9 protein-coding genes are annotated in these 4,122 nt (G+C 71.4%); all 9 read right to left on the bottom strand.

Annotated elements, in window-relative coordinates; genetic code table 11:
- A partial coding sequence (locus VF202_12275; protein ID HEX7040889.1) for a hypothetical protein occupies nt 1-311 on the bottom strand: 311 nt, incomplete at its 3' end.
- Nucleotides 312-340: 29 nt separating this feature from the next.
- Entirely contained in the window at nt 341-1,750 is a 1,410-nt protein-coding gene (locus VF202_12270) for a DNA cytosine methyltransferase (protein HEX7040888.1), read from the bottom strand.
- Nucleotides 1,747-2,475: a hypothetical protein gene (locus VF202_12265; GenBank protein ID HEX7040887.1), complete on the bottom strand. Its 729-nt coding sequence runs from the start codon at nt 2,473-2,475 to the stop codon at nt 1,747-1,749. The genes VF202_12270 and VF202_12265 overlap by 4 nt, the downstream gene beginning before the upstream one ends.
- Nucleotides 2,472-2,618, bottom strand: a complete 147-nt coding sequence (locus VF202_12260; GenBank protein ID HEX7040886.1) for a hypothetical protein — start codon at nt 2,616-2,618, stop codon at nt 2,472-2,474. Before VF202_12260 ends, VF202_12265 begins: the two co-directional genes overlap by 4 nt.
- A gap of 5 nt (nt 2,619-2,623) precedes the next feature.
- Nucleotides 2,624-2,749, bottom strand: a complete 126-nt coding sequence (locus tag VF202_12255; GenBank protein ID HEX7040885.1) for a hypothetical protein — start codon at nt 2,747-2,749, stop codon at nt 2,624-2,626.
- Nucleotides 2,746-3,096, bottom strand: a complete 351-nt coding sequence (locus tag VF202_12250) for a hypothetical protein (GenBank protein ID HEX7040884.1) — start codon at nt 3,094-3,096, stop codon at nt 2,746-2,748. The genes VF202_12255 and VF202_12250 overlap by 4 nt, the downstream gene beginning before the upstream one ends.
- Nucleotides 3,097-3,409: 313 nt before the next feature.
- Nucleotides 3,410-3,715, bottom strand: a complete 306-nt coding sequence (locus tag VF202_12245) for a hypothetical protein (GenBank protein HEX7040883.1) — start codon at nt 3,713-3,715, stop codon at nt 3,410-3,412.
- Nucleotides 3,712-3,855 (bottom strand): hypothetical protein, encoded by a 144-nt coding sequence (locus VF202_12240; GenBank protein HEX7040882.1) that lies wholly within the window; start codon nt 3,853-3,855, stop codon nt 3,712-3,714. The genes VF202_12245 and VF202_12240 overlap by 4 nt, the downstream gene beginning before the upstream one ends.
- Nucleotides 3,852-4,122, bottom strand: a 271-nt coding sequence (locus tag VF202_12235; protein ID HEX7040881.1) for a hypothetical protein, incomplete at its 5' end; no start/stop codon positions are given. The genes VF202_12240 and VF202_12235, both read right to left, overlap by 4 nt.

The raw sequence follows: 4,122 nt of genomic DNA, 5'->3' as shown, positions 1-4,122 counted from the left end.
GGTGCGGTCCTGGCGGTGTCGGGGACGACTGGCCAGTGTTCGCGGCGCGTGTCCGTCCACGCGTCGAGGCCTGGGGGCGTGGCGACGGGCGCCCACATGTGGTGCGGTTTGACGGGGACGGTGGCGTTGCCCCAGTGGAAGAGGCTGGCGACGCGCCACGTGTCCTGCCAGTAGAAGGCGCCGGGGTGGTCGGGGTCGCCGGGGACGAGGGTGGCGAGCCAGGGGCGTTGGATGAACATGGGGAACCAGAGGAGGAGGGTCTGCCCTGGCTCGGGTAGCGCGTCGCCGGCGCGGGTCCAGGTGAGGCTCACGGCCGGCTCCCGATGGTGATCGGAGGCGGTCACGCGGTCACCGCCTCTCCCGTGATCGCCTCGACGACGGCGGCGATCAGGTCGCGAGCTGCTGGCGGGGTCACTGCGTTCCCAGCCATGCGGATGCGCTCGCGTCTCGTTCCTTCCCAGACGTAGTCGTGTGGGAAGGCCATGCCAGCTGCGACTTCGTGGGGTTCGAGCATGCGGAAGAGGCAGTCGTCGACGTGCGCCTGGGCGGCTTCGAGGTCGGCGGGCGTGACGATGGACTGTTGGGCGGTGGTCGTGAGCGTGCGGAGCGCTTCGGTGGCTGGCGTGGTCATCTCGGCGCCGTCGCCGGCGCTGCTGTAGTGCCGGGTGATGAGCGCGTATCGGTCGCGGGTTGTGAGTGCGCCGAGCGGGTCGGCTGCTGGCCGGGCAGACTCGGCGGTGCCGTGGTAGGGGGCGACGAGGGCGTGGTGCTGCCCGCCGGCGGTGACGGTGGCGAGCGGTTGGTCGACGCCGCGGGCGTCGCTTCCTCCGCCGCGCAGCTCGGCGATGAACGGCGGCTGGCAGACGGCGTGCCGCGGCTCGGTCGTGACCGTCCCCAGCGGCCGCCAGTAGCGGGCGATGCCGGCGGCGATGCGCCTCCGGGTCTTCTCGGCGAGGGGCTTGTCGCGGTCGCCGATGCGGGTGCCGGGGATGCTCCAGTCGATCGCGGCGGCGGCGGGCAGCCACGCGGGCTCTACCGTCTGGCGGCAGGTGGGGCAGGCGTAGACGTACTGGCTGCGGTACCGGCCCCAGGGGCGCTCGGGGCGCTTCCAGTGCTGCCGCGCGCTCACCACCCTCTCGCACCTGGGGCAGTAGGCGGGTGGGCTGATCCATCGCTCGAGGTCGGGCTTGCGCTCGCCCTTCTTCCAGAACACGACGTAGATGCGGTCCCTGGACTGTGGGGCGGGCAGGCCGGCTGCCTGCGCGTGCATGCTGTTCAGGTAGACCTCCTGGTGGAGGTACCCCAGGCTGTGCATGGCGTGGAGCCATGCCTTGAACGGCTGCCAGCGCCTGATCTCGATGACGTTCTCGACGATGACGGCGCGGTAGCGGTGCGCCTCGGTGAAGCGCACGACGTCCCACATGGTCGCGCGGGACCGCTCGGCCGCCTCGTCAGGCAGCGTGTCGCCGAACAGGTCCGGCTGCGCGCCGTCGAGGCGGCGGCCCTTCGCGATGCTGTGGTTGGTGCACTCCGGGCTCGCCCAGAGGATGTCGGTCCTGGGGAAGCGGCGGGGGTTGATCTGGCTGACGTCGGCGCAGACGTGCAGGGCGTCGGGGTGGTTGGCGTTGTGCACGTCGACGGCGCGCTGCCAGTGGTTCGCGGCAACGTAGACCTCGACGCCGGGCACGTGCGTCGCGCCCGTGCTGGACCCGCCGGCGCCGGCGAAGAGGTCGGTGAGGGTGAGGCTCACGGGCGGCTCCCTACACCGACATAGGCGACCTGGCCGCGCTTACGCCAGTTCTCCCCCGCCCGGCAGGCTGGGCAGCCGAAGGTGCCGATGGTCTCGCCGGGGTGGTTGGGGCAGGGTTCGCCGAGTGGTTGCAGGCGGATGGGTTCGTGCCTGGCTGGTGGCTCCCAGGCGAAGCGGTGTGGGGCGGCCTCGGCCTGGGGCGCCGGTTCGGGCTCCGGTTCTGGCGGGGTCGGGTCGGGCTCCACGGTCGTCTCGGGTTCCTCGAGCTGAGCCGCCGGGGCTTCGGCCTCCACCGAGGCCTCGGCGGGCTCGGCGGGTTGCTCCGGTGACTCCGGCGCTACCGGCCGTCGCGTGACGGCCTTGCCCGCGCGGTTGCGGGAGATCGACTCGCGCATGCACTCGCTGCGGCCGCACGTCCTGCGCCGGCGGAAGTTGTTGAGGCGCTCGCCGGCGTTGCGGGTGAACTCCGCGCCGCAGACGGTGCAGGTTCGGGTCTCGACCGCCGCGCGGGCGCGGGGCTGCGGCGATGGGGGTGTGGCGTCGGACGCCTCTTGCCCGTTCGGGGTTTCGAGCTGGGCGAGGTCGCGGCCGAGGCTTGCGAGTTCTTCGGCGAACCGGTGGAAGGCGTCGCCGAGGATGCGCGCTTGCCGTTCGAGGCGGTCGCTGCGTTCCTGGAGGCGCCGGTGGAGGGCGGGGTCGAGTTTCAACGCGGGACGCGCGGTCACGGTGTGTCTCCTGGCAGGGCCGCGGCGAGGACCGCGCTCACGGCATGCGTGCCTGGGATGCCCTCGAGGCTCGCGAGCACCTCGTTCTTGTCCCGTGGAGGCAGCGTCAGTTTGCGGGCGGCGGTGATCGCCTCCATGCTCACGCAGGTCACCTCCTCTCGGCAGCCCGCGCGTGCATGGCTTCGATGCGGCGGTCGGCGTTGCCGGCGGCCTTGCACAGGCTGAGGGTGAAGAGGAAGCCGGCGGCGATGAGGACGAGGAGGGCGGTGATCACGGCTGGCCCTCCGCTTCGAGCGCGTCGAGGTGGGCCATGAGGAGACCGACCGCGGGCTCGCCGCCCCCGCTCTTCTCGAACTTCCGGCGTTCCTCACCTGGGATGGTCACGGTGGCCTCTGCGAGCGCTCCGTCGCTCCACAGCGACCACTCCCACCCGTGTGCCTCGATAGCTTCGATGACGGAGGCGAGGATGTCCGGCTCGTACTGGCCGAGGCGGTGGTACTGCGCGGTGAATCGCGGGCGCTCTAGGGGGGTGCCTACGTCGGCCATGACGCTTGCGCGTTCGTCGTCTACACGGCACCAATCGGGTTCTAGCGCGGCCCACTTCTCGAGCAGCTCGCGCATCACTCACCTCCGAACAGCGGCTGTTGACCGCCTCGTGCCCTGCGCCGCTTGCCTGCCGTGCGGCGCTTCGCGTCGTGCCGGTTGTGGCACAGCTGGCAGAGCGCCGCGAGGTTGAGGAGAGAGGCGGCCTCGGGGCGGTGGTCGTGCACATGCGCGCACGTCAGGACCACGCGAGAGCCTGTGACGGGGTGCGGCTGGCCGTTCTCAGCGCCGCACCACTCGCAGCGGTTCCGAGCGCGGTAGAAGCGCACGAAGCGACTCCGGGCCTTCCAGTCGCGTGGGTAGCGGTCGCGGTTCTCAGGCCGGATGGGACTCATTCCACGCCCGCTTCTCGCAGCGCGGCGTTCGTGGCTGCCAGGCGTTCGACCAGCTCGTTGTGAGTGGTGGGCGAGACGGAGACGGACGTCTGGATGTCGCGTCCCCACCGCTCGGCCCAGGCCCGCCAGGCCGCGAGTTCCGCGGCGAGGCGCGGGGCTGCGGCGATGAGGCACGCATCCCCGGCAAACGCGGCGGTCGTGACGAGGCGCGGCGGCATGTCGCACGTGACGACCACCCTCATGTCCGGCAAGTCCTGGCTCAGGACCTTCCACGGGCCGGGCGTGTGCTTGGGGCCGCTCACCGCTTCTTCCTCCGCATCCGCTCCCAGGGCAGCAGGCTCTTGAGCAGCTTCTCGCGCTCCTCCCGCTGGCAGGGCTTGCACAGCAGGTCATCCCACTTAGCGCCGGTCGGCAGGGGCCTCTTGCAACGGAGACAGTTCACGACTCGCCGCCCTTCACCCGCGCGAGCACCTCGTCAGTGAGCGCCGCCAGGTCGACGGACACGAGGCCAGCCGCTTCATCTATCACGCCGCCGTGCAGGACCGCCTCCAGCGCCTCGACCAGTTCTGCGGCGGGGTCACGCGGCACGACAGGCACACCAAGGGCGGAGCTGGCTGCCTTGCAGGGAGTCACGTCCCTGGCGACGACCGCGTTGCCCTCGTATGGGTCTCGCTCCATGACGCACCAGCGCCGCCTGTCGTAGTTGTCG

This window comes from Trueperaceae bacterium (assembly GCA_036381035.1).
Taxonomy (GTDB): domain Bacteria; phylum Deinococcota; class Deinococci; order Deinococcales; family Trueperaceae; genus DASRWD01.
Note: the sequence above shows the minus strand (reverse complement) of the source record. Positions and strands in the feature narration are given on the sequence as shown.